Below are 22,461 nucleotides of genomic sequence, written 5' to 3'. Positions count from 1 at the left end.
ATGGAACTGGGCTTTTCGAGCTACGACGCCGATGACTTCCTGCTCTTCTATGGCGCGCTGATCGTTGCTGCCATGGTCGCGGGCTTCTGGATTCCCGGTTTCCTGCGCCCCGACGGGCGTGAGCAGCAACTGCACGATCCCGATGAGTTGGCCTATCTTGCCGGGGGCAAGCAGCGGTTTGTTGATAGCGTGGTAGCTGCCCTGTTTGCCCGCGGTGCCCTCCGAGCCGATGGCAAGCGACTTTTCAAGGGTTCGCGGGTCGAAGGCGAGTCACGGGCCGAGCGGGACTTGCTCCGCCATGCTGGTGATCTCACTTTGTCCGATGCGGCAAAGCAGTTGGACGATCACGCCCATGCCGTTGACCGCGATCTCGTATCGAAGGGGCTGTTGATAGCCCGCGGCGCCCGCACGAAATTGCGGCTATTGCCTCTCGTGCCTTACCTCCTTGTCTTGGCAATCGGGATTTACCGCAGGCAGGCCGGCGTCGCCGAGGGCGAGCCCGTTGGATACCTTACGATCATGATATTCATAGCGTTCATGATTGGACTGGTCCGCCTGTTCAAGAGCAATCCACGTACCCGTGCGGGTGACACGGCCTTGGATCAGGCCACGATAAATGCTCAACGCTTGCGCGGGACTCCGACATCGGGTGAGGCGGGGCTGGCGGTCGGCCTGTTCGGCACCGGTGTGCTGGTCGGCACACCCTACGTGCCGCTGCACTTCATGCGCCATTGGCGAGGAGGTGACGGCGGAGCCGCTGCGGACGGTGGCGACGGTGGCGACGGTGGCGGCGGCTGCGGCGGGGGTGGCTGCGGCGGTTGCGGGGGCTGACGCGATTGCGCTGCAGGGCAAGCGCGCCTAACGCAGGGTCATGCTTGTAAACCTGCTCGTCTTCGTCCTCGTCATCGTGGTGCCGTTCCCCATCGGGTTCGGGCTCGCCCACTACTGGCCGGAGCGCAAGAACCTCAAGAACGCCGCCGTGGCCGCGCTCCCCGCCTGCCTGCCGTTCTTCGGCTTCGCGCTCTGGGTGACGCTGACGCGCGAAAGCAATTGCGTGGTCGACGACTGCGACGACATGGCGCAGCTCTGGGCCATGGGCCTCTACGTGCTGGGCGTGATGACCGCCGTCACCGGCTTTGGCGTCGGCCTGCTGGGCGATGCCTATGCGCGGAGGCGGGCGGCGGAGAAGGCGGGCAAGTGATTTACGCAGCTGCTGCTTCGGAGGCTCCCACCAATCAGTTCGGATATCTGGATGGCGGTCGCGCACCTGCCTGGGAAACAATCGCAGCATTCGGTTTGGCGGGCTTACTGTTCCTGCCGCTTGCTCTGGTGATCGTCTGGCTTTTCCACCGGTTCGGCCATGAGCGGTCGTTAGTCTTCAACGCCACCATTGCCGCATTTGGCTCGATCGCTGGCTTCGGCGCCATCCGATTTACCAACCTGGTGATCTTCCAGAACATGGAATTCAGCGAGGCGGCTGCTGCCGCAATTCATTTGGGCAGTCCCTTATTCAGGTCCGTGCTTGTAGTTATCTTCGCCATGTCGTGGCTGGGCGCGCTCCTCCTGGCTCGGCGATTGCGTCGTCGTGCACAACCGCAACCAGTAGTCGGGACCTTCGAATGACCTTCGCCGCCACCATCCTCACCCTCTACCCGGAGATGTTTCCCGGGCCCTTGCGGCAATCCATCGCGGGCCGGGCGTTGGAGGAGCAGAAGTGGTCGTGCGACACGATCCAGATCCGCGACTTCGCCACCGACAAGCACCGCACGGTCGACGATACGCCGGCCGGCGGCGGGGCGGGCATGGTGCTCAAGGCGGACGTGCTCGCCAGCGCGGTAGACCATGCCGTGGCGCGCCAGCCGAAGACGCCGATCCTGGCCATGACCCCGCGCGGCAAGCCGATCACGCAGGAGCGCATCCGCGAGATCGCCGGCGGTCCCGGCGTGATCATTCTGTGCGGCCGTTTCGAGGGGTTTGACGAGCGCCTGTTCGAGGCCCGTCCGCAGATCGAGCAGGTCAGCCTCGCCGACATCGTCCTCTCGGGCGGGGAGCCTGCTGCACTGGCCATACTCGACGCTTGCATTCGCCTGCTTCCCGGCGTAATGGGCGCGCCTTCAAGCGGTACCGAAGAGTCCTTCGAAGACGGGCTTCTCGAATATCCGCAATATACCCGACCTCAGGAATGGGAAGGGCGCACGATCCCTGAAGTGCTGCGATCGGGGGATCATGCGAAGATCGCTGCTTGGCGCAAGGCAAGGAGCGAAGACGATACTCGGTTACGCAGGCCGGACCTTTGGGAGCGCCACGGTGGCACTCCGGGCCCGTCTGCCTCTGGCGCGCAGCGGAAAAAATGAAGGAATGACCCATGGGTCTGATCCAGGAACTCGAGGCCGAAGCAATTCAGGGCCTCACCGAAGGGAAGGAAATTCCCGACTTCCGCGCCGGTGACACCGTGCGCGTCGGTGTGCGCGTGGTCGAAGGCCAGCGTACCCGTGTCCAGAACTTCGAAGGCGTGGTGATCGCGCGTTCGAACCGTTCGATCAATTCGAATTTCACCGTCCGCAAGATCAGCTTCGGCGAAGGTGTGGAGCGTGTCTTCCCGCTCTACTCGCCGAACATCGACAGCATTACCGTGGTCCGCCGCGGCATCGTGCGTCGTGCCAAGCTGTACTATCTGCGCGGCCGTACCGGTAAGAGCGCCCGTATCGCCGAGCGCCGCGAGAACGCGCCCAAGTAAGGCGGCTCTCCGAACCGAGACAAGAAAGGGTGGCCAGCGATGGCCGCCCTTTTTCGTATGTGCCTGTTCACCCGGCCTTGATCCGCGAACAGAAAGGGGCGGCTTCCCAGAAGGTGGAAGCCGCCCCTTTGCGTTTTCGGGCCCGATAGAAAATCCGCGGGCGCTGTGAGCGGTGGTGTTAGTGGGACCAGGGTTTCCCTCACCACCTTTCCAAGAGTTGAAGGTGCGAGGTTAACATCGCCCTACCAAACATGGTTAGCGGCAAATTAACCATGTTGGCCGTCTGACGCGGCATTTCTTGCAGCGGCAAGCGACACGTGCTTGGAGCGCAGCATGACCGTACGCACCTCGTCGCCCGACCAGGACAATGCTCTCGGCCCCGGCGGTGCCTGGGCCATGGCGGTGGGCGGAATGATCGGCGGCGGGATCTTCTCGACCATGGGCGTGGTCATCACCGTCGCGGGCCACTGGACCTGGTTCAGCTTCCTGATCGGCGGACTGGTGGCCCTGGCTTCGGGCCAGTCCTATTCCGCGCTCACACGCAAGTTCGACAAGCCCGGGGGTTCCTACGCCTACCTGCGCGAGACCGGCTGGAAGCGGCTGGCGCGTTTCGTCGTCTGGGTGCTGATCCTTGGCTACACGCTCACCGTCTCGGTCTACGCCGTCACCTTCGGAGCCTATGCCGCCAACGTCTTCGATGCGCCGCACTGGGTGGCGTTGCTGGCGGCTGTCGGCGCGATCACGGTGCTCGCAGGCGTGAACCTGCTGGGCGCTGCCGAGGCGACCCTGCTGGAGAAGGTCGCGGTCTGGGGCAAGCTGGTGATCCTGCTGGGCCTTGCGGGCATCGGCCTGTGGCACTGGGCGCCCGAGCAGCTCGTCCTGCAACCGGGGGAGCCGGTCGGCTTCGGCGCGGCGCTGGTGGGCATGGGGGTGGTCTTCATGGCCTACGAGGGCTTCCAGCTGCTCAGCTATGACTATGACGAGATGCGCGATGCCCCGCGCACCATCTCGGTTGCCATGCCGGCGGCCATCATCGTCACCACGCTGACCTATGTCGTCGTGGCGCTGGGCGCGACCATGCTGGCGGGGGCACCGGCCATCGTCGACGAGGCCGAAGTCGCGCTGGCGCTGGCCGGACAGGAAGCGCTCGGCTTGTTCGGCTTTGTCGCCGTCTCCATTGCCGCCACCTTCTCTGCCGGGTCCGCCATCAACGCCACCGTCTTTGCCACCGCCCGCCTCGCCGAGAGCGCCGCGCAGGACGGCGAACTGCCGGGGCTCTTTGCCAGCCGCGACAAGCGCAACGTGCCGTGGTTCGGTACGCTGGTGATTTCCGGCGTGGCTATCGCGCTGGTCTTGCTCGGCAATATCGCGGGTTTGGTGGAGGCGGCGAGCTTCGTCTTCCTGCTGGTCTTCGGCCTGGTCAACTGGCTGGCGATCCACCACCGCGCGGGCCGGCGCTGGATCGCCGCTGTCGGCCTGTTCGGCTCGCTCGCCGGGGCGACAATGCTGGTGCTCTACCTCGCCGGAATAGTGTAGGGCGGGCGGTATCGCCTGAAACCGCCTTTTGTGTTGCAAGTGCGAACGACGGCGCTAGTCAGGCGCACCTTTCAATTTGGAGCGACGTAAAATGGGTTATCGGGTAGCGGTTGTGGGAGCGACGGGGAATGTCGGGCGCGAAATGCTCGCCATTCTGGCCGAGCGCGAATTCCCCATGGACGAAGTGGCGGCTGTGGCCAGCCCGCGTTCGACCGGGACCGAGATCGAAATCGGCGATTCCGGCAAGACCACAAAGTGCAAGAACATCGAGCACTTCGACTTTGCCGGCTGGGACATGGCGCTGTTCGCCTGCGGTAGCGAGGCAACCAGGATCTATGCCCCCAAGGCGGCGGCTGCCGGCTGCGTGGTGATCGACAACTCGTCGCTCTACCGCATGGACCCCGACGTGCCGCTGATCGTGCCCGAGGTGAACCCTGACGCCATCGACGGCTACAAGAAGAAGAACATCATCGCCAATCCCAACTGCTCGACCGCGCAGCTGGTGGTGGCGCTGAAGCCGCTGCACGATGCCGCGACGATCAAGCGCGTGGTCGTGAGCACCTACCAGTCGGTCTCCGGCGCGGGCAAGGCAGGCATGGACGAGCTGTTCGAACAGAGCCGCGCCATCTTCGTCGGCGACAAGCCCGAGCCGAGCAAGTTCACCAAGCAGATCGCCTTCAACGTCATCCCGCACATCGACGTGTTCATGGATGACGGTTCCACCAAGGAAGAGTGGAAGATGGTGGTCGAGACCAAGAAGATCCTCGATCCGAAGATCAAGCTGAGCGCCACCTGCGTGCGTGTGCCGGTCTTCGTCGGCCACTCCGAAGCGGTGAACATCGAGTTCGAGAACGAGCTGGGCGCGGAGCAGGCGCAGGATATCCTGCGCGAGGCGCCGGGCATCATGCTCGTCGACAAGCGCGAAGACGGCGGATACGTCACCCCGGTGGAAGCCGCAGGCGACGGCGCCACCTACGTCAGCCGCGTACGCGACGATCCGACCGTCGATAACGGCCTCGTCCTGTGGTGCGTCAGCGACAATTTGCGTAAGGGTGCGGCATTGAATGCCGTGCAGATCGCCGAACTGCTCGGACGCCGTCACTTGCAAAAGGGATAGTCACTCATGCGCCGTTTCGCTCTCTTCGCCCTCCCGCTCATGCTTGCTGCCTGCGGGGAGGCAGGCGATGAAGCGGCGCCGCTGTCTGACGACGAAATCGACGCTGCCAACCCGCTGGCGGATGCCTCGCTGGACCTGCAGGGCACCGGCATCGTCATCCCCGCGCAGGCCGGGTTCGAGGAACTGGCCGTGCCCTTCGGATCGGGCCGCATTCCCACCGAAGCGACGCTGGGCAACGTGCTGGGCGAGGCGATCGACGAGAGCGCCGATCCCAACGATTGCGGCCTGACCTGGACCACCTACGAAGGCGTCACCCTGTCGTTCCGCGACGACGCCTTCGCCGGCTATTTCGCCGAGCCGCCCTATACCGATATCGGCACCCGCGCGGAGCTGCTGGCGGGCGAGAATGTCGCGCTCTACGACGAATCCACGCTGGGCGAGGAATTCACCATCGGTGCCGCCGAAACGCCGGTGATCTCCGGCCTGTTCAGCGGGCCGGAGGACGACGCGGCTGTCATCGCGCTGTGGGCAGGCGAGAACTGCATCGCGCGCTAGGCATTCGCCATGTGCGCCTACGAACCGTACGAGCCGCTCAACGTCCCCAAGCCGTTCGGCGAGAATGTCTGGATCGTCGACGGGCCGGAAATCCGCATGGACTTCGGCCCCTTCAAGGTTCCCTTTCCTACCCGCATGACCGTGGTCCGGCTGGCGGGCGGCGGCCTGTGGCTGCATTCGCCCATCGCGCCTGACGAGGGCCTGTTCGCCGCGCTGCAGGACCTCGGCGAGGTGCGCTACCTCGTCGCGCCCAACTCTATCCACTACTGGTACATGGCCGACTGGATCGAACGCTATCCCCACGCCGAGACGCTGGCCGTGCCGGACCTCGACGAGAAGGCCAAGCGCCCCTTTCGCATCGACCGCAAGCTTGAGATGGACGCGCGGTTCGACTGGCAGGACGAGATCGACTGGCTGCTGGTCCCAGGCACCGTGTTCAGCGAGGCGGTGTTCTTCGTCAAATCGGCAAGGCTGCTGGTGTTGGTCGACCTGATCGAGAACTTCGAACCGCTGCGCGTGCGCAACCGGCTGCAACGCTGGGCGATCCAGCTGTTCCACGCCAACGGCAGCCTGCCTTACGACGCGCGGCTGACCTTCCGCCCGAAGATGGACATGGTACGCCAGCAGATCGGCAGGATGCTCGACTGGCCTGTCGAGGCAGTCACCATGACGCATGGGAAGCCCTACACGGAAAATGCGTCGGCCGAATTGCGACGGGCCTTCAAATGGGCCATGCCGAAGTGACCATGGAACTGACGACTGACACGATAACCGCCCCAGATGGCACCCGCATCGCCGTGCACCGCATGGGGGCAGGGCGCCCCGTCCTGATGCTGCACGGCCTGTTCTCCAGCGCCGAGATCAACTGGATCAAGTTCGGCCACGCCAAGCAGCTGGCCGATGCCGGTTTCGAATGCATCATGCCCGACTGGCGCGTGCACGGGGACAGCGACGCGCCCACCGACCCGGCGCTCTACACGCCCGGCGTGCTGGTGCGCGATGCCTTGCATATCGTCGAGACATTGGGGCTGGAGGACTTCGACCTCGTCGGTTTCTCGCTCGGCGCGCGCACGGCCACCAGTGCGGTGATCGCCGGCCTGCGCCCGCGCAAGCTGGTGCTGGCGGGCATGGGCATCGAGGGGCTGACCAACTGGGAAAAGCGCTCTGCCTTCTTCGTCGACATGATCGACCGCTTCGACGAGATCGAACGCGGCGACCCGGCCTTCCTCGCCAAGAGCTTCATGAAGACGCAGGGCATCGACCGTGTCGCCGCGCGGCTGCTGATGACGCAGGGAGTGGAAGACATCGGGGAGGATCAACTCGGCGCGCTCGATATGCCCGTACTGATCCTCATCGGCGACGAGGACCGCGACAACGGCTCGCCCGAGCGGCTGCGCGATGCCTTGCCCGATGCCACGATTGCCGTGGTGCCGGGCACGCACATGAGCAGCGTCACCAAGCCCGACATGGGCCGCGCACTGGTCGACTTCCTTTCGTAGGCGCGGGTGATAGACTGGCGCCGGGACACAGACCGAGGAGCCAGACATGCGCCGCCTGCTGACCGCCGCCATCGCCATCTCCTTGCCCGCTTGCGGGGCGGGTGCCGAACCCGTGCCTTCGGACGAGATCGCAGGGACCATGTTCGTCGCCAACAAGCGCGGTGCCAGCCTGTCACGCATCGACCTTGCCACCGGCGAGGAAACCCACCGCGCCGACACTTGCGAGAACCCGCATGAATTGTCGGTCTCTCCGGACGGCGAGCGGGTGATGGTTGCCTGCTATTCGGGCCATACGGCGGAGATTTACACGACCGCCGATCTCGCACCTGTCGAGGACCTGGACCTTGGCGAAGGCGCCCGCTCGCATGTGGCGCTGTGGCTGGCCGACGACCGGGTGCTCGCCGGTGCAGAGGGCAGCGGGGCGATCGTGCAATTGCTCGATGTCGGCGGCCGCCTGATGGGCACCTTCGACCTTGCCACCGGCGATGTGGGGCCGCACCTGCTGGCGGTGGACGTGGAGCGCAATCTCGCTTGGGGCACGATCATCCCGACCGGCGAAGTCGTCCTGTGGGACATTACCCCGGGCGAGATGAGCGAGGTCACTCGCGCCGCCATCGGCGAGCAGATCGAGGCTATCGCCCTGTCACCCGATGGGACGAGCCTGTGGGTCTCCTCCAATGCCGACAGCGTAGCTTACCGGCTCGATCCGATGACGCTGGATGTGCAGGCTGAAGTGCCGACCGGCCAAGTGCCGATCCGGCTTGCCATGCACCCGTCGGGCGACTGGGTGGTGAGCAGCAACTTCGGCAGCGGTGACCTGAGCGTGATCGACACCGCCACCGACGAAGTCGTGCGCACCATACCGGTGTCCGGCAGCCGCGACGCGGTGCAGGTGACGCTGGTCTTCAGCGAAGACGGTGCGCGTCTCTACGCTGCGGAGACCGCGAACGACACCATCGCCGAGGTAGACTTTGCCAGCGGCGAGGTCCTGCGCCGCATTCCGACGGGGCCGGGCGGCGACGGGCTGGCGGTGACGGATTGAAATCAAGTCAGACAATGTTCGAGGGAAAGCGGGAAAAGCCATGTTGGTAACCGGAAGGCTCAGGAATGCTGGTGGCGCGTTGCTTGGCGGCCTATTCCTCCTCGCCTTGCTCGCAGTCCCGGTCATCCTGCTTTACGGGGCAGCGGAGCTGAGCCTGTGGGCGCTTGAAGCGACACCGACTGCCTTCGAAGCGACGTGCTGGGCAACGCTCCTGCTGCTGGTTCCATTGGCAATCATTCCGCGATCGCGCGGTCTGGCGGCAATGGGCTTCGGCCTGGTGTCCTTCATATTCGGGGCAATCTTGTGGGTCTGGGCCTTGGCGTTCACCTACGATGTCTGGGGCCTTGTCGCGGTCATTCTGGGCCTGTTTCTGTTCGGGATTGGTATTGTGCCGATCGGCTTTATCGCGGCGCTGGTCCACGGTGAATGGGAACTGCTCGGCTTTTTTGTCCTGCTTCTGGCGTTGACTTACGGGTGCCGAATTCTCGCCAACTGGTTGGCCGGCAAGGCACAGGAAAGGGCCGCGCGCCTGGCCGAGGCCGCGTCGTTCAAGAAACCCGTGGTCATCACGCGACCGATCGATCCGGGCGACGTGATCGATCAATAGCAAGAGCCGCGTCAGAGGTGGTTGGCACGGATATGCGAACCGAGGATGAAAAATCGGCACCCCTTGCGCCGGATCAAATGACAAGCGCTGCCTGAGCCGCTAACTGGCCGCCAGTTCGATGACGGGTCTTCGCAAACTCATCACCCTGAAGGGGCCGAAATCGCTCGTGCTGCTGCTGGCGGCACTGGCGCTGCACGCGCTTGTCCCGACGGGCCATATGCTGGCAGCGACGCCCGGCCACGGGCTGGCGGTCACCATGTGTCCGGTCACCCACCCGCTGGCGCGCGCTGCGCTGGAGGACGAGGGCGACCAGGCGCACACGGCCATGCACGGCGTCGACCACGCCGCCATGGGCCATGCTCCCCTTGATCTGGACGATGGCGTTCCCGTCACCGCGCAGGGCAAGCAGGATTGTGCCTTCTCCGCGCTGGGTTCTGCCGCCCTCGGGGTCGATGCGCCTGCCATCGCCGCGCCCGTCAGCGATGGCGCGACAACTGAAACGCCCGAACTGCCCGATCTCGCGATCCGGCCAGCCGACCGCCTCAGGCCACCGCTGCGCGCGCCGCCCCGCCAGGGCTGACCGACAATCCGTAATTCCATGGCGCTGCCCGGCACTGCCGGCGCACGCGCCCACGCGCATGTCAGCGAAAGAAATTGCAATGTTTATCAAGCCTCTTTGCAGGGCGGCTTTGCTCGCCTCCTGCACCCTGTTCGTGTCCCAGACCGCGGTCGCGCAGGACAATGCCCAAGCCGCCGACGAGGTCCTGACCGACCGCATCGTCGTCACCTCCACCCGCGTCGACGCGCAGGCGATCGACTCTGTCGAACCGCCGCAGCAGATCGCCCTGCCGGCCGATGCCGCCGCCATCGCCGCCCGCACGCCTGGCGGGGCACTGGTGGGCAATGGTGCCCTGTCGGGCCAACTCTCCTACCGCGGGCTGGCGGGCGAGCGTGTGCTCGGGCGCGTGAACGGCCAGCGCTTCGCCACGGGCGGCCCCAATGCCATGGACCCGCCGCTGCACTATGCCCCCTCGATCCTAGTCGAAGCCATCGAGGTAGCGCGCGGTGTCGCTCCCGTGGCGCAAGGGCCTTCGCTCGCCGGTGCAGTGAATGCCGAGCTGGTGCAGGCGCACTATACCGGCAGCACTGACGTCGCGGCGCAGGTCCGCCTTGCCAGCCAGTACCGCACGGTGGACGACAGCTATGCGCTGGGCGGGCTGGTGGCGCTGGCCACCAACCAATGGCGCCTCGGCGTGATCGCCAGCCGCGAGGAGGGCGATGACTACGAATTCCCCGGCGGTACGGCTGTCGGCACCTCTTTCGAGCGAAACCTCTATGGCGTCCACGCGGGTTACCGTCTGGGCGAGGGTGAGCTCTGGGCCGAATACCGCCGCAGCGAGACGGACCCTTCGGGCAATCCGCCCTTCGCCATGGATATCATCTACTTCGATACCGACTTCGTGCAGGGCGGCTATCGCGGGGACGTGGCGGATAACGTGCATCTCGACCTGCGCGTCGGCCATGTCGCGGTGCGCCACCTGATGGACAACCAGACTCTGCGCCAGCCACCGGCGCCGCGCGCGCGGGCGACCTTTGCCGATGCCGGCACCACGACGGCAGAGGCCAGCCTGCGCTTCGGCACGGCCAACGCTTACGTCGAAGCGGGCGGGGACATGGAACTGGTCGACAAGTTCGTGCGGATCACCGATCCCACCAATGCGGACTTCTTCCTCGATGCCCAGCCGAACCTGCAATCTGACCGCTTTGGTGGCTATGTACAGTGGCGCGGCAGCCTTGGCGCGGTTGAGGCCGAACTGGGCGCGCGGCTGGACCATACCTCGCAAGCGGCAGGTGTGCCCGAACTGGGTTCGGCGGTGCCGATGGGGCCGCGCAACCTCGCTGCCATGTTCACCGCAGCGGACCGGACCTACGACGAGACCACCCTCGATGCGGTGCTGCGGGCATGGCTGCCGATGGACGCGGTCACGCCGCGCCTGACGCTGGCGCGCAAGCAGCGGGTGCCGAGCCTTCTCGAACGCTTCGGCTGGCTGCCGACCGAGGCCAGCTTCGGCCTTGCCGACGGCAATATCTACGTCGGCAACCTTGCGCTCGACCCGGAAACCGCGTGGATCGCCGAGATCGGCGCGGACTTCGACGGTGGCATGGCCAGCTTCCGCCCGACGCTGTTCTACCGCCGGGTGGACGACTACATCCAGGGCATGCCCTACGATGCCACCGTGGGCGTGGTCGACACGCCGGTGGAGATGGTCGCGGCCATGAACGGCGATCCCACCCCGCTGCAATTCACCAATGTCGATGCGGAGCTGTGGGGCGTGGATCTCGACTTCGCACTGCGTCCGGTGGAGAGCCTGGAGCTGTCCGGCACGGCCAGCTTCGTGCGCGGCGAGCGCCGCGACATTGCCGACAACCTCTACCGCGTCTCGCCTGCAAACCTGCGCCTCTCCGCCGTCTGGCAGGGTGCGCGGGTGGCGCTGGGCGCGGAGCTGTTCGCGGCGGCAGCGCAGGACGAGGTCTCGCTGACCAACGGCGAGAGCCCGAGTGACGGCTATGCCGTGGTCGGCCTTTTCGGGCGCTTCGCGGTGCTGCCGGAGGTAACGCTGGAAGCAGGCGTGGAAAACCTGTTCGACACCAAATACCAGCCGCACCTGGCCGGACGCAGCCGCGTGGGTGCTTCGGACGTGCCGTTAGGCGAACGCCTGCCCGGCTACGGTCACAGCGGATGGATTCGCCTGTTGGCGCAGTTCTAGGGGAGGCTTGTGGGGCCAGGCGGGTCGTGAACCCGGCCCCGCAACCTCCATATTAGAACTGCGAATATTAGCAAACTTTGATTCGCGATGGTGTCTGCGATGTCTGCCCGCCTCCGCGCGCTGCTGCGCACATCTCCAGCATCGGCGGGTTGCACCTGCGCGCCAGGGGCATTCGCGTCTTCGGTCACGACTGGGCCAGTTCGTGCGCCGCGTCGCGGCTGGGCGGGGAGCACGTGATCCGGTTCCGAGGGGATCCCAATTCGAGCAAAGAAAAAGGGGCGCTGCCAGCTAAGGCAGCGCCCCTTTTCGTGTGCTTGCGCGAAGCATTCAGCCTTCGCTGGTTTCTTCACCTTCGTCGGCTGCAGCTTCTTCGGCCGGAGCCTCTTCAGCAGCTTCTTCGCCTTCAGCTGCGGGCAGTTCGCCCAGCTCGCGGTCGGGGTCGAGCTCTTCGGTAAAGCCGACAGCTTCGCCGTGCTCTTCTTCGAAGGCAGCCTTGAGGATGTCCACGCCCTGGCTCTGCAGTTCGGCTTCGTCTTCCGAGCGGGCCACGTTGGCCTTGATGGCGACTTCGACTTCGGGATGAAGGCGTATGGTCACTTCGAACATGCCGATCGTCTTGATCGGCGCGCCCATGATGACCTGCTTCTTGTCGATGTCGTGGCCCTTGTCGGCCAATCCGGCAGCGACGTCGCGGACGTTGACCGAGCCGTAGAGCTGGCCGGCGTTGGAAGCGGCGCGGATCAGGACGATCTCGGTGCCTTCGACCTTGGTACCCTGCTGTTCTGCAGCCGTACGCTTTTCGGCGTTTTCGGCTTCCAGCTTGTCGCGGTTCGCTTCGAAGACCTGCTTGTTCGCTTCGTTGGCGCGCAGCGCCTTCTTCTGCGGCAGCAGGAAGTTACGGGCATAGCCGTCCTTCACGGTGACGACGTCACCGATCGACCCTAGGCCACCGATACGTTCGAGGAGGATGATATCCATGTGTCTTCTCCTCTTACTTCACGATGTAGGGCAGCAGGCCCAGGTGGCGGGCGCGCTTGATGGCCTTGGCCAGTTCACGCTGCTTCTTGGCAGAAACGGCGGTGATGCGGCTGGGCACGATCTTGCCACGTTCGGACATGAAGCCCTGTAGCAGGCGCGTGTCCTTGTAGTCGATCACGGGAGCGTCGTTGCCCGAGAACGGGCAGGACTTGCGGCGGCGGTAGAACGGACGGGCCATCAGTTGCGCTCCTCACGGTCGGAACGACGCTTACGGTCGCGGTCATTCTTGCGCATCATAACCGAGGGGCCGTCTTCGTGCTCTTCCACGGCGATGGTCAGCCAGCGGATCACGTCTTCGTTGATCCGGTTCTGGCGTTCCAGCTCGGTCACCAGCGAGCCGGGCCCGTCGATGTTGAGCAGGACGAAATGCGCCTTGCGGTTACGGTCAATCTTGTAGGCGAGGCTCTTGAGGCCCCAGGTCTCGGTCTTCACGACCTTGCCGCCCTGTGCTTCCACGATTTCCGTGGCGCTGGCTGCAAGCGCATCAACCTGAGCCTGGCTCAGGTCCTGACGCGCGAGGAAAACATGCTCGTAAAGAGCCATGTGCGCTTCCTTTCACTCCATGCCGATCGCTGGCTTGTCCGCGCGGATCGCGGGGCCCCTCCGGCTTTCTTGATTTCCCCGTCCGGCAAGTCCGGTGGCAGGGAAGGGGCGCACATAGCGAAATTGCGTCCGAATGCAAGCACAGTTAGGAGGAGCGGCAAGGGAGGACTTGCATGCATAGATTGCTCGCCGCCGGATTCGCTCTGGCCGTTGCTACACCTGCGCTGGCACAGGAGGATAGTCCGCCGCCGCCGATCATCGACGTGCATGTCCATTCACAGCTGGAAAGCCGCCCCGGCACCGCGCCGCTGTGCCCCAATCCGCAGCAGTTCCTCGCGTCCGATCCGGCAGACGGAGAAGAGGGGTTCTTCGGTTGGTCAGGAGAGGATTGCTCGCCGCGCCTCTATGCCGCCGAACCGGGTGAATACCTCAACGACGTGGTGGCGGAGATGGAACGGCTCAATGTCACCGCCGTCGTGTTCGGCGATCCCGACAGCGTGCGCGCCTACCAGCAGGCCGCGCCGGACCGGGTGATCGCGGGCACTTCCTTCGCGATGAGCCCCGATACCGACCGCGCCGCAGAATTGCAGCGGCTGGAAATGCTGTTCACCGACGGCGGGTTCGCGGTGATGGGCGAGATCGGCCTGCAATATGCCGGCGTGTCGCCGAGCGATCCCAGCGTCGACGACTACTTTGCCCTGGCCGAGCGGCTCGATATCCCCGTGGCGATCCACATGGGCACCGGCGGCTCCGGCCGCGCCAATGTCACCATGCCCACCTATCGCGCCTCCATGGGCGACCCCTTCCTGCTGGAAGAGATGCTGGCGCGCCATCCGCGCCTGCGGGTGCAGGTCATGCACGCGGGCTACCCGATGATCGACAACATGCTGGCCCTGCTGCAGGCGAACAGCCACGTCTATGTCGACACGGCGGGCCTGATCTGGTCCTATCCGATCGAGGAAGTGAACCGCTATATCGAGCGATTGGTCGATGCCGGCTTCGGCGACCGGGTGATGTTCGGCACGGACCAGCTCAGCTGGCCTGGGCTGATGGCCTATTCGGTCTCCATCATCCAGAACGCCGACTACCTGTCGCCAGCACAGAAACGAGACATCCTCTACAACAATGCGGCGCGGTTCCTGCGCCTCGACCGGGAGTAACCTGATGCGAAAGTCGATGATCCTTGCCGCGAGCCTGCTGTTCGCGGTGCCTGCCATGGCCCAGGAAGAGGGGCCGCCAGCCGCGCCGCCGGAGCCGGGGCTTGAACTGCTCTATCGTTCGGTGGTGACGCTGGGCGAGGCGATCCAGGTGGGAGAGACGCCCCGCGGTATGCGCCGCATCATTCCGATCACCGGCGGAACCTTCGAAGGCCCCGAGATGCGCGGCGAGATCCTGCCGATGGGCTGGGACTGGCAACTCGATCGATCAGACAATTGCACCGATATCGTCGCGGACTACTTCCTGCGCACCGATGACGGCGTAGTCATTAATGTTGTCAACACCGGCACGCTCTGCATGCCTGCTGCTGGCGAGGGGCCGCCCCAGCCGGTCCGCACCAGCCCTGCCTTCGAAGCCCCGCTCGGCGAATACGACTGGCTGACACGGGGCGGGTATATCGGCACACTCGGGTTTGACCCGAGCGTTGCCGAGCCGCATGTGGTGATCACCATCTATCGCGCCAACTGAACGGGAAATCGGGATAACTTGCGCCACTCGAGCGTAAGCTTGGCCGATCCCGCAGGAGAATCCAGCACATGCCCGGCGGCCTCGTAGCCCTTCTCGACGACATTTCGATCATTGCCCGCACCGCCGCCGCTTCGGTGGACGACATCGGTGTTGCAGCCGGCAAGGCGGGAACCAAGGCGGCCGGGGTGGTGATCGACGATGCGGCGGTATCGCCCAGTTATGTCACCGGGCTCGATCCCAGTCGCGAATTGCCGATCATCTGGAAGATCACCAAGGGCAGTTTGATCAACAAGTTGCTGATCTTGCTGCCGGGTGCCCTGCTGCTCAGCGAGTTCCTGCCACAGGCGATCGTCTGGATCCTCATGGCGGGCGGCGCATACCTCTCCTACGAAGGCGCGGAAAAGATCGTCGAGAAGCTGGGCGGCGAAAAGCACGGCAAGACACTGGAAGACGAGATCGAGGATCCGGTCGAGTTCGAAAAGGGGCGTGTTTCCGGCGCAGTGCGGACGGACCTGATCCTCTCCGCCGAGATCATGGCCATCACGTTGAACGAAGTGGCGGCAGAAGACCTGCTTGTTCGCGCCGGGGTGCTGGCGGTGGTCGGCGTGGCGATTACCGTTGTCGTTTACGGCGCCGTGGCTCTGATCGTGAAAATGGACGACGTCGGGCTGCACCTGGCGAAGGAAGGCGTTACCTCGGCGGGACGCAAGTTCGGCCGCTGGCTGGTACAGGCCATGCCGAAATTGCTGGTGCTGCTTTCGGTTGTCGGAACCGTGGCCATGCTGTGGGTGGGTGGCGGCATCATCCTGCACGGCCTTGCCGCAATCGGTGTGCACGGTCCGGAATATTGGGTGCTGGGGATCGAAGACAGCGTCTCCGCCATTGCCGGGGCTGCAGGCGGCCTGCTCGGCTGGCTGACATTCGCCGGCCTGTCAGCCCTGTTCGGCCTCGCCGTTGGATCGGTAATAGTCTTCGTGCTGCACAAGGTGTTCAAGCTCGGTCACGAGACCGCGGCGGAGCATTAGGCCAGGGCGCTCAGGCCGCGTCGCGGCGGCGCTGGCGCTTTTCCTCGTAGAGCCAGATGTCCTCGCTGTCCCAGCTGCGCCCGTCGGAGCATTCGACCCGGCCATCGGGGTGGATCACGTACCAGTGATCGTCATCGGCCGCGCGCGGGTCGACCACGATGGGCGTGACCTTGCGGTCGGCGGCGATCTGCCAGCCGAGCACGTTGCATTTCACCAAGTCGACCTGGTTGTCGTCGAAATAGGCATGGACCAGGTAGGTGCCGATCGGCGCATCCAGCGCCAAAATGCCGCCCTGGCGGTAACTCTTCTGCACGACGTAAAGCCCTCGTTACTTCGCTTTCCGGGGCCAAGACTGACCTATAAACGTTGCAAAAGGCTTTCCGCGAACGTTGTCAGCGTATCGTCGCGGGCGCCCATCACCACGACGCGGTCGCCGCTCTGCGCCAGTTCGACGATGCGCTGGCCGCAATCCTCGCGGGTTTCGATGAATTCGGCCCTTACTCCATTCGGGCCGCCTGCAGCGTTGATCAGGTCGACAATCCGCTCGCTTCCCTGGCTGCGGTCCACCGTGCCGCCGAAATAGACCGGCTCGCACATGAGGATCAGGTCGTCCGGGCCCAGCTCTTCGGCGAAGGTCTGCGCCAGTTCGTTGCCCATCTGCCGCAGCGGGCCGTAGCCGTGCGGCTGGAAGAAGGCGATCACGCGGCCGGTCTGCGCTTTCAGCGTGCGCAGGGTGGCGCGGGCCTTTTCGGGGTTGTGGCCGAAGTCGTCGATCACGGTAACGCCGCGCTTGCTGGTGCCGAGCACGTCGAAACGGCGGGCGAGGCCCTTGAAGCTGCCCAGTGCCGCCACGCCATCGGCCACCGGCACGCCAGCGGCATTGGCGGCGGCAATGGCTGCCAGCGCGTTGGACAGGTTGTGCCTGCCGGGCATGGTGAGCGCCAAGGCATGCTTGCTGTCATCGCGCCGGTCGATGACCGTGGCCGTCTGACCCTCGTGCTGTTCGGCGACACTCCCCTCGACAATGCCCAGTGCGGCGCAGCCGTTGTCGAGACCGAAGGTAAGCGGTTCGTTCGCTCGCGCCACCAGCCGGAAGGCCTCGATATCGTCGGCGTTGACCACCCCCCGTTCGGCACGTTCGAGGAAATCGCCGAACAGCACGCGCAGCTCGTCCATGCTCTTGTGGTCGAGGCTGACATTGAGCAGCAGCGACACGGTGGGGAGATAGAGTGCGATCGAACCGTCGCTTTCGTCGACCTCGCTGACGAATACCTCGCCGCTGCCGACAACGGCGCTGGCGAAGGGATTGTCGGGTCCGGCGAAGTTCTTCATCACCGCGCCGTTCATGATCGTGGGGCGCCTGCCGGCCTCTTCCATGATCCAGCCGAGCATGGCGGTGGTGGTCGACTTGCCGCTGGTGCCGCCGACCGCGAGCGAGCAGGGCGCGGCATTGAACAGTTCGGACAGCAGTTCTGCGCGCGTCTGGCGCGGGCAGCCCAGCGCCTTGGCGCGCGCCACTTCGGGGACCGTGTCCTCGATTGCCGCACTGGCCACCAGCACCTGGTCCCCGCTGGTGAGGCCGCTTCCGTCCTGCGGGAACAGCTGGAAGCCGTGGCTTTCCAGCCAGGCGAATTTTTCCGGTGTGCGGCCCTGGTCATAGGAGCGGTCGGAGCCGCCGACCGTGTGGCCCATGCCTTTCACAATCTGGGCGAGGGGCAACATGCCCGACCCGCCAATGCCACATAAGAAATACGAGCGCTTTTGCTGGGTACTCATGTGGCACCGGTTACGCGGGGACTCGCAAGTTGTGAAGCGGATGTTAGGGAGGGGCGATGACAACGCGCATTACCTGTGTCTGTCCGGGCAAACCGATCCTGCGCGATCGCGCTGACGCCGTGCTGGCACTGGCGGCAGCAGAGTTCCCGCAGGTGGAGCTGGCCTTCCACCCGCAATGCTTCCTTGAACATGGCCATTTCGCTGGCGATGATGAAGCACGGCTGGCGGCCTTCGTGGCAACGGCCAACGATCCCGAGGTCGATGCCGTGTGGTTCGCCATGGGCGGCTATGGCTCCAACCGCATTGCCGCGCCGGCGATTGCGGCCTTGGGCGAAGCCGCGCGCGACAAGACCTACCTGGGCTATTCCGACGCGGGCACCTTGCTTGGCGGGCTCTACAGGCACGGAGTGGGCAAGCCGGTGCACGGGCCGCTCGCGGGCGACGTGCGGCGCAAGGGCGGCGACGAGGCCGTGCGCCGCGTGCTGCGCTACCTGTCCGGCGAAGCGGTGCCGCTGGAAGCGGGCCTCGATGATCGCCCGACGGTCGCTTTCAACCTGATGACGCTGGCCATGCTGGTCGGCACCGAACTGATGCCTGACCTCACCGGCCATGTCGTGCTGGTGGAAGAGGTGGCCGAGCACCTCTATGCCGTCGACCGGCTGTTTTTCCACATCTGCGAAAACCTGCGCGGCGTGGCGGGGATCCGGCTGGGCCGCGTTTCCGACGTGCCCGAGAACGACCGCCCTTTCGGCATGACCGAGGAAGAAGTGGCTCGCTACTGGTGCGAGCGGACGGGGATTCCCTATCTCGGGCGCGCCGATATCGGCCACGATGCGGCCAATGCCATTGTCCCCTTCGGTGTTGCGTGCAGCGCTTCCGGCGCATAGTCGCACCTCCAGAGAAGGAGTTTCCATGATTGCATTCGTTTTCCCTGGCCAGGGTAGCCAGAAGGTCGGCATGGGCGTCGAGCTCGCCGAAGCCAGCGCTGCCGCCCGCGAAGTATTCGGCGAAGTCGACGAAGCGCTGAACCAGAACCTTGCCAAGCTGATGGCCGAAGGTCCCGAGAGCGAACTCACCATGACGGCCAATGCCCAGCCTGCGATCATGGCCAACGCCATGGCCGTAGTGAAAGTGTTCGAGGATGGCGGTTTTCACCTGGCGGAGAAGGGCCACTGTGTCGCTGGTCACTCGCTGGGCGAATATACCGCGCTGGCATCGGTCGGCGCGTTCAGCCTGACCGACACCGCCAAGCTGCTGCGCACGCGCGGCATCGCCATGCAGGATGCCGTGCCGCTGGGCCTTGGGTCCATGTGTGCGCTGCTGGGGGCTGACCTCGAAAAGGCGCAGGCGCTGGCCGAAGCCGCCGCACAGGGCCAGGTCTGCGAAGTCGCCAATGACAACGATCCGGGGCAGGTCGTGCTGTCCGGCCATGCCGAAGCCATCGACCGTGCGGTGGAAATGGCCAAGGAATACGGCTGCAAGCGAGCCGTGAAGCTGCCGGTTTCGGCACCTTTCCACTGCTCGCTGATGGGGCCAGCGGCGCAACGCATGGATGTGGCGCTGAAAAACACTCCGCCGCAGGCCTTTCGCTTGCCGCTCTACGCCAATGTCACCGCCGCCGAAGTCACGGACCCGGCGAGCGAGCGTGATTTGCTGGTGCAGCAGATCACCGGCCGCGTGCGCTGGCGCGAGAGCGTGCTGGCCATGGAAGCTGCCGGCGTGACCCATTTCGTCGAACTGGGCGGCAAGGTGCTGGCGCCGATGATCCGCAAGATTGCCCCTGATGTGACCACGTCCAGCGTGATCGGCATGGAGGACATCGAACTGCTGGCAAAGGAAATCGGCTGATGTTGGGGCGTCGTGCGGCTACCGCGGCGGCACTCGCGCCGCCCTTCGCCGCCGTACCTGCAATGGCGCTGCTATAGGGCGCATTGACGTGACCTCCGTCCGCATCCTGCTTCCTGCTGCATTGCTCGCAACAGCGTTTTCGGCTGCCCCGGCTGCCGCAGAGGAGAACCTCGACTGCGTGGCCGGTGGCTTCTCGGACACGCAGCAGGAGGTGATCCGGGCGTTCCGGGAAGCCTACGATTTCGACAGTGTGCGAAACCCGTCAGCCACGCCGGAGCTTGCGGCGGTGATCCGCGAACGGGTGCGCCAATGCGCGGTCGAACATGGATGGAGCGAAGAGGCCACGGCGGCCGCGGCGCAATATGCCGGACCGGCGCTGTTCGCCGACGTCATCCTGCAGGCCATGCCGATCGAGCCGCTGCAGAAATTCGAACTGCTGACCAACTACGAAGAGGCTGATCGCGTGGCGCTGATCGAGGCATTTTCGGCTGTGGCCGGGACCAGTGCCTTTGGCGTGACGCCGCGTGAAGCGACCGATGCCGACCGCGCCATGGTCGATTCCGTCGTGCGCGTGGACGGCGTTCCGCTGGAGTTCGAATTCGGCGCCTGGCTCGGCACCTGGCTGACCACATCGCTCAATCGCGACCTGGCTGCCAGCCGCTTCGAAGCCCTCTGAACAGGCCTTTCAGGCTGACGCCATAAACAGGGCATTCACAACTCACCCGCTTCAATGTAACATTGTATCATTGAAGCGGGTGAGTTGAGATGGTCCGATTCGCAAAGGCTTATGTCCCGGCAGGGTGCGCGCTTGTCCTGTTGGCAGGCTGTTCCGACCTGTCGTTGGAGCCGGTCCAGGGCACGGTGCCTAGCAGCGAGACCGTTTCCAGCTTCGAGAGCGAGGAGGAACTCGACCAGTTTGCGCAGGCCATGCTCGCGTTGCGCGAGCGCAATGACCGGGCGCAGTCGCAAGTCGAGTACCTCGAATCCCCGGCGATGTACGACATCGCCGAGCCTGAACCTCCCGCCAACGAAAGCATCACCAACACGCAGGAGGCCGGCGTCGACGAGGGGGGGATCGTCAAGAACGTCGGCGACTACCTCGTCGTCTTGCGGCGGGGGCGGCTGTTTACCGTGCGCGTGGGGGGCGACGCGCTGGCACCGCTCGATGCCATCGACGCCTTTCCGCCCGGCGCGGAAGGTTACGGCGCCTGGTACGACGAAATGCTGGTGCGCGGCAGCGAGGTTATCGTCATCGGCTATTCCTACAGCGCGGGCGGCACCGAGCTGAACCGCTTCCGCGTCGGCCGCGACGGATCGCTGACCTACCGCGACACACACTACCTGAAGTCGGGCGACTATTATTCGTCGAGCAACTACGCCTCGCGCCTGATCGGCGACCAGCTGGTGTTCTACACCCCGCTCTACATGAACTGGCAGGGCTGGCGCGAAAGCCTGCCGACCTTGCGCACCCGGCAGCAGGACGGCTCGCTGGACGAGGGCGTGGTGCTGGCCACGGCCGAGGACATCCACATCTCCAACGTCTACCGCGATGCGGGCGCGGCCCCGGCCATGTTGCATACAGTCACCCGCTGCGACCTCGCGGCGGAGGAGATGACCTGCGAAGCCTACGCCGTACTCGGCGACTGGAGCCGCACCTTCTACGTCTCACGCGACGCGGTCTAAGTCTGGACCGGCCAGTACCGCCCCTTCTGGAGGCGGGAAGACAGCCTGACGCTGCCCGGCCAGCTGTTCCGCCTGCCGCTCGACGGTTCGGCACCTGGGGCGGTCGCAGTTTCTGGTGGCCCCATCGACCAGTTCTCCTTCAGCGAGGACCAGCAGGACGAGGTGCTGCGCGTGGTCCTGCGCGGCGAAAGCCAGGGCGATGCCATGTGGGCGAGCGAGTTCACCAGCGGCGATGTCGGCCTGCTGACGGTTCCGCTGGCTGCCTTCACCGTGGGCGACGGCAACCTCGAGGCCGGTGCCTTGCGTGAACTGCCTGCGGTGGACGGCTGGTCGCTGCAGAACCGCTTTGTCGGGCGGCACCTGCTCTACAGTGCCAATCACTGGAACCGCGAAGGCCAGCGCAACGAATTGCATGTCGTGCCGCTGGGCGGCGGCGAGGTCACCACGCTTGTCATGCCGCATTCGGTCTCGCGTCTCGACGTGCTGGGCCGCGATGCCGTGGCCATCGGCACCACTGCCAAGGCCGCACTCGGCTTCACCGCCGTTAGCCTGGCGGGAACACCGGAGATCGAATCCACCTTCCTCCTGCCCGCATCGGGCGAGGGCGAGAGCCGCAGCCAGGCCTTCTTCTACCGGCCCGACGCCGGATCGGACGGTGACAGCGGCACTTTGGGCCTGCCGGTTCGCCGCAACCCCCGTGCGGGCGCGCCAGCCTTCCTCGGCGGCGGCTCGGCCATCGCCTTCCTGCGCCGCGACAACCGCACCTTGTCCATGGCAGGCGAGCTGGAAGCCGACGGTGGGCAGGGCCGCGATGACGCCTGCGTGGCTTCCTGTGTCGACTGGTACGGCAATGCCCGCCCGATCTTCATGCAGGGCCGCATCTTCGCACTGATGGGCTACGAACTGGTCGAAGGGCGCATGAACGGTGGACAGATTGCGGAAAGGCGGCGGGTGGATTTCTCTACCGCCATTGACCGCTAGCGCGACACGCGCGAGAGGGG

27 protein-coding genes are annotated in these 22,461 nt (G+C 65.1%); 22 read left to right on the top strand and 5 right to left on the bottom strand.

What is annotated here, in order from left to right; genetic code table 11:
* From AAEO60_RS07645 to AAEO60_RS07580, 14 genes are all read left to right on the top strand, one after another.
* Entirely contained in the window at positions 1 to 831 is an 831-nt protein-coding gene (locus tag AAEO60_RS07645) for a TIGR04222 domain-containing membrane protein (RefSeq protein ID WP_341673059.1), read from the top strand.
* A 40-nt stretch (positions 832 to 871) separates the two neighbouring features.
* Positions 872 to 1,201, top strand: a complete 330-nt coding sequence (locus tag AAEO60_RS07640) for a hypothetical protein (protein ID WP_341673058.1) — start codon at positions 872 to 874, stop codon at positions 1,199 to 1,201.
* The gene (locus AAEO60_RS07635) at positions 1,198 to 1,623 is read left to right on the top strand and encodes a hypothetical protein (protein ID WP_341673057.1); all 426 of its coding nucleotides are present in this window, start codon (positions 1,198 to 1,200) and stop codon (positions 1,621 to 1,623) included. Before AAEO60_RS07640 ends, AAEO60_RS07635 begins: the two co-directional genes overlap by 4 nt.
* Positions 1,620 to 2,354, top strand: coding sequence for a tRNA (guanosine(37)-N1)-methyltransferase TrmD (gene trmD, locus AAEO60_RS07630; RefSeq protein ID WP_341673056.1), 735 nt, complete (start codon positions 1,620 to 1,622; stop codon positions 2,352 to 2,354). The genes AAEO60_RS07635 and trmD overlap by 4 nt, the downstream gene beginning before the upstream one ends.
* Before the next feature lie 11 nt (positions 2,355 to 2,365).
* Positions 2,366 to 2,737 (top strand): 50S ribosomal protein L19, encoded by a 372-nt coding sequence (gene rplS / locus AAEO60_RS07625; protein ID WP_341673055.1) that lies wholly within the window; start codon positions 2,366 to 2,368, stop codon positions 2,735 to 2,737.
* Positions 2,738 to 3,070: 333 nt separating this feature from the next.
* Entirely contained in the window at positions 3,071 to 4,273 is a 1,203-nt protein-coding gene (locus tag AAEO60_RS07620) for an APC family permease (RefSeq protein WP_341673054.1), read from the top strand.
* A 91-nt stretch (positions 4,274 to 4,364) separates the two neighbouring features.
* Entirely contained in the window at positions 4,365 to 5,390 is a 1,026-nt protein-coding gene (locus AAEO60_RS07615) for an aspartate-semialdehyde dehydrogenase (RefSeq protein ID WP_341673053.1), read from the top strand.
* A 6-nt stretch (positions 5,391 to 5,396) separates the two neighbouring features.
* Positions 5,397 to 5,945: a hypothetical protein gene (locus tag AAEO60_RS07610; protein WP_341673052.1), complete on the top strand. Its 549-nt coding sequence runs from the start codon at positions 5,397 to 5,399 to the stop codon at positions 5,943 to 5,945.
* Between the two features lie 9 nt (positions 5,946 to 5,954).
* Positions 5,955 to 6,689, top strand: coding sequence for a DUF4336 domain-containing protein (locus AAEO60_RS07605; RefSeq protein WP_341673051.1), 735 nt, complete (start codon positions 5,955 to 5,957; stop codon positions 6,687 to 6,689).
* Between the two features lie 2 nt (positions 6,690 to 6,691).
* A complete protein-coding gene (locus AAEO60_RS07600; RefSeq protein WP_341673050.1) occupies positions 6,692 to 7,444 on the top strand; it encodes an alpha/beta fold hydrolase in 753 nt (250 codons plus the stop codon).
* Between the two features lie 46 nt (positions 7,445 to 7,490).
* Positions 7,491 to 8,486, top strand: a complete 996-nt coding sequence (locus tag AAEO60_RS07595) for a YncE family protein (RefSeq protein ID WP_341673049.1) — start codon at positions 7,491 to 7,493, stop codon at positions 8,484 to 8,486.
* 40 nt (positions 8,487 to 8,526) lie between these two features.
* A complete protein-coding gene (locus AAEO60_RS07590; protein WP_341673048.1) occupies positions 8,527 to 9,093 on the top strand; it encodes a hypothetical protein in 567 nt (188 codons plus the stop codon).
* A gap of 118 nt (positions 9,094 to 9,211) precedes the next feature.
* Entirely contained in the window at positions 9,212 to 9,673 is a 462-nt protein-coding gene (locus AAEO60_RS07585; protein ID WP_341673047.1) for a hypothetical protein, read from the top strand.
* A 133-nt stretch (positions 9,674 to 9,806) separates the two neighbouring features.
* Positions 9,807 to 11,861: a TonB-dependent receptor plug domain-containing protein gene (locus AAEO60_RS07580; protein ID WP_341673046.1), complete on the top strand. Its 2,055-nt coding sequence runs from the start codon at positions 9,807 to 9,809 to the stop codon at positions 11,859 to 11,861.
* A 327-nt stretch (positions 11,862 to 12,188) separates the two neighbouring features.
* On the opposite strand, the gene rplI is transcribed toward AAEO60_RS07580, so the two are convergent.
* The 3 genes from rplI to rpsF are packed head-to-tail and all read right to left on the bottom strand — an operon-like array spanning position 12,189 to position 13,442.
* A complete protein-coding gene (gene rplI / locus AAEO60_RS07575; protein WP_341673045.1) occupies positions 12,189 to 12,839 on the bottom strand; it encodes a 50S ribosomal protein L9 in 651 nt (216 codons plus the stop codon).
* A 13-nt stretch (positions 12,840 to 12,852) separates the two neighbouring features.
* Positions 12,853 to 13,077 carry a 30S ribosomal protein S18 gene (gene rpsR / locus AAEO60_RS07570; RefSeq protein WP_341673044.1) on the bottom strand — a complete coding sequence of 75 codons (225 nt, stop codon included), beginning with the start codon at positions 13,075 to 13,077 and terminating at the stop codon, positions 12,853 to 12,855.
* Positions 13,077 to 13,442, bottom strand: a complete 366-nt coding sequence (rpsF, locus tag AAEO60_RS07565) for a 30S ribosomal protein S6 (protein WP_341673043.1) — start codon at positions 13,440 to 13,442, stop codon at positions 13,077 to 13,079. Before rpsF ends, rpsR begins: the two co-directional genes overlap by 1 nt.
* 173 nt (positions 13,443 to 13,615) lie before the next feature.
* Here rpsF and AAEO60_RS07560 point away from each other — a divergent pair, with 173 nt between their 5' ends.
* The 3 genes from AAEO60_RS07560 (at position 13,616) to AAEO60_RS07550 (ending at position 16,153) form a co-directional block, all read left to right on the top strand.
* Positions 13,616 to 14,602, top strand: coding sequence for an amidohydrolase family protein (locus tag AAEO60_RS07560; protein WP_341673042.1), 987 nt, complete (start codon positions 13,616 to 13,618; stop codon positions 14,600 to 14,602).
* A 4-nt stretch (positions 14,603 to 14,606) separates the two neighbouring features.
* Entirely contained in the window at positions 14,607 to 15,128 is a 522-nt protein-coding gene (locus tag AAEO60_RS07555) for a DUF3237 domain-containing protein (protein WP_341673041.1), read from the top strand.
* A gap of 68 nt (positions 15,129 to 15,196) precedes the next feature.
* Positions 15,197 to 16,153 carry a DUF808 domain-containing protein gene (locus tag AAEO60_RS07550; protein ID WP_341673040.1) on the top strand — a complete coding sequence of 319 codons (957 nt, stop codon included), beginning with the start codon at positions 15,197 to 15,199 and terminating at the stop codon, positions 16,151 to 16,153.
* 10 nt (positions 16,154 to 16,163) lie between these two features.
* Here the strand turns inward: AAEO60_RS07550 and AAEO60_RS07545 are convergent, their stop codons facing one another.
* Both AAEO60_RS07545 and AAEO60_RS07540 read right to left on the bottom strand, forming a co-directional pair.
* Positions 16,164 to 16,466 carry a hypothetical protein gene (locus AAEO60_RS07545; RefSeq protein ID WP_341673039.1) on the bottom strand — a complete coding sequence of 101 codons (303 nt, stop codon included), beginning with the start codon at positions 16,464 to 16,466 and terminating at the stop codon, positions 16,164 to 16,166.
* Positions 16,467 to 16,510: 44 nt separating this feature from the next.
* Positions 16,511 to 17,875, bottom strand: coding sequence for a glutamate ligase domain-containing protein (locus AAEO60_RS07540; RefSeq protein ID WP_423970108.1), 1,365 nt, complete (start codon positions 17,873 to 17,875; stop codon positions 16,511 to 16,513).
* A 110-nt stretch (positions 17,876 to 17,985) separates the two neighbouring features.
* On the opposite strand from AAEO60_RS07540, the gene AAEO60_RS07535 reads away from it, so the two are divergent.
* The 5 genes from AAEO60_RS07535 (at position 17,986) to AAEO60_RS07515 (ending at position 22,441) form a co-directional block, all read left to right on the top strand.
* Positions 17,986 to 18,816, top strand: coding sequence for an LD-carboxypeptidase (locus AAEO60_RS07535; RefSeq protein ID WP_341673037.1), 831 nt, complete (start codon positions 17,986 to 17,988; stop codon positions 18,814 to 18,816).
* Between the two features lie 25 nt (positions 18,817 to 18,841).
* Positions 18,842 to 19,777, top strand: coding sequence for an ACP S-malonyltransferase (gene fabD / locus AAEO60_RS07530; RefSeq protein WP_341673036.1), 936 nt, complete (start codon positions 18,842 to 18,844; stop codon positions 19,775 to 19,777).
* 88 nt (positions 19,778 to 19,865) lie between these two features.
* A complete protein-coding gene (locus AAEO60_RS07525; protein ID WP_341673035.1) occupies positions 19,866 to 20,453 on the top strand; it encodes a hypothetical protein in 588 nt (195 codons plus the stop codon).
* 89 nt (positions 20,454 to 20,542) lie between these two features.
* The gene (locus AAEO60_RS07520; RefSeq protein WP_341673034.1) at positions 20,543 to 21,460 is read left to right on the top strand and encodes a beta-propeller domain-containing protein; all 918 of its coding nucleotides are present in this window, start codon (positions 20,543 to 20,545) and stop codon (positions 21,458 to 21,460) included.
* 162 nt (positions 21,461 to 21,622) lie between these two features.
* On the top strand, positions 21,623 to 22,441 hold the full coding sequence (locus tag AAEO60_RS07515; protein WP_341673033.1) for a hypothetical protein: 819 nt from the start codon (positions 21,623 to 21,625) through the stop codon (positions 22,439 to 22,441).
* Positions 22,442 to 22,461 lie beyond the last annotated feature (20 nt).

It is taken from the genome of Aurantiacibacter gilvus (assembly GCF_038289935.1).
Classification (GTDB): domain Bacteria; phylum Pseudomonadota; class Alphaproteobacteria; order Sphingomonadales; family Sphingomonadaceae; genus Alteraurantiacibacter; species Alteraurantiacibacter gilvus.
Note: the sequence above shows the minus strand (reverse complement) of the source record. Positions and strands in the feature narration are given on the sequence as shown.

Bases quoted from the DNA above. Each gene is read 5' to 3' on its own strand.
- AAEO60_RS07645 (WP_341673059.1), top strand. From the start codon at position 1: ATGGAACTGGGCTTTTCGAGCTACGACGCCGATGACTTCCTGCTCTTC.
- AAEO60_RS07640 (WP_341673058.1), top strand. From the start codon at position 872: ATGCTTGTAAACCTGCTCGTCTTCGTCCTCGTCATCGTGGTGCCGTTC.
- trmD (WP_341673056.1), top strand. From the start codon at position 1,620: ATGACCTTCGCCGCCACCATCCTCACCCTCTACCCGGAGATGTTTCCC.
- rplS (WP_341673055.1), top strand. From the start codon at position 2,366: ATGGGTCTGATCCAGGAACTCGAGGCCGAAGCAATTCAGGGCCTCACC.
- AAEO60_RS07620 (WP_341673054.1), top strand. From the start codon at position 3,071: ATGACCGTACGCACCTCGTCGCCCGACCAGGACAATGCTCTCGGCCCC.
- AAEO60_RS07615 (WP_341673053.1), top strand. From the start codon at position 4,365: ATGGGTTATCGGGTAGCGGTTGTGGGAGCGACGGGGAATGTCGGGCGC.
- AAEO60_RS07610 (WP_341673052.1), top strand. From the start codon at position 5,397: ATGCGCCGTTTCGCTCTCTTCGCCCTCCCGCTCATGCTTGCTGCCTGC.
- AAEO60_RS07605 (WP_341673051.1), top strand. From the start codon at position 5,955: ATGTGCGCCTACGAACCGTACGAGCCGCTCAACGTCCCCAAGCCGTTC.
- AAEO60_RS07600 (WP_341673050.1), top strand. From the start codon at position 6,692: ATGGAACTGACGACTGACACGATAACCGCCCCAGATGGCACCCGCATC.
- AAEO60_RS07595 (WP_341673049.1), top strand. From the start codon at position 7,491: ATGCGCCGCCTGCTGACCGCCGCCATCGCCATCTCCTTGCCCGCTTGC.
- AAEO60_RS07590 (WP_341673048.1), top strand. From the start codon at position 8,527: ATGTTGGTAACCGGAAGGCTCAGGAATGCTGGTGGCGCGTTGCTTGGC.
- AAEO60_RS07585 (WP_341673047.1), top strand. From the start codon at position 9,212: ATGACGGGTCTTCGCAAACTCATCACCCTGAAGGGGCCGAAATCGCTC.
- rplI (WP_341673045.1), bottom strand. From the start codon at position 12,839: ATGGATATCATCCTCCTCGAACGTATCGGTGGCCTAGGGTCGATCGGT.
- rpsR (WP_341673044.1), bottom strand. From the start codon at position 13,077: ATGGCCCGTCCGTTCTACCGCCGCCGCAAGTCCTGCCCGTTCTCGGGC.
- rpsF (WP_341673043.1), bottom strand. From the start codon at position 13,442: ATGGCTCTTTACGAGCATGTTTTCCTCGCGCGTCAGGACCTGAGCCAG.
- AAEO60_RS07560 (WP_341673042.1), top strand. From the start codon at position 13,616: ATGCATAGATTGCTCGCCGCCGGATTCGCTCTGGCCGTTGCTACACCT.
- AAEO60_RS07555 (WP_341673041.1), top strand. From the start codon at position 14,607: ATGCGAAAGTCGATGATCCTTGCCGCGAGCCTGCTGTTCGCGGTGCCT.
- AAEO60_RS07550 (WP_341673040.1), top strand. From the start codon at position 15,197: ATGCCCGGCGGCCTCGTAGCCCTTCTCGACGACATTTCGATCATTGCC.
- AAEO60_RS07540 (WP_423970108.1), bottom strand. From the start codon at position 17,875: ATGTTGCCCCTCGCCCAGATTGTGAAAGGCATGGGCCACACGGTCGGC.
- AAEO60_RS07535 (WP_341673037.1), top strand. From the start codon at position 17,986: ATGACAACGCGCATTACCTGTGTCTGTCCGGGCAAACCGATCCTGCGC.
- fabD (WP_341673036.1), top strand. From the start codon at position 18,842: ATGATTGCATTCGTTTTCCCTGGCCAGGGTAGCCAGAAGGTCGGCATG.
- AAEO60_RS07520 (WP_341673034.1), top strand. From the start codon at position 20,543: ATGGTCCGATTCGCAAAGGCTTATGTCCCGGCAGGGTGCGCGCTTGTC.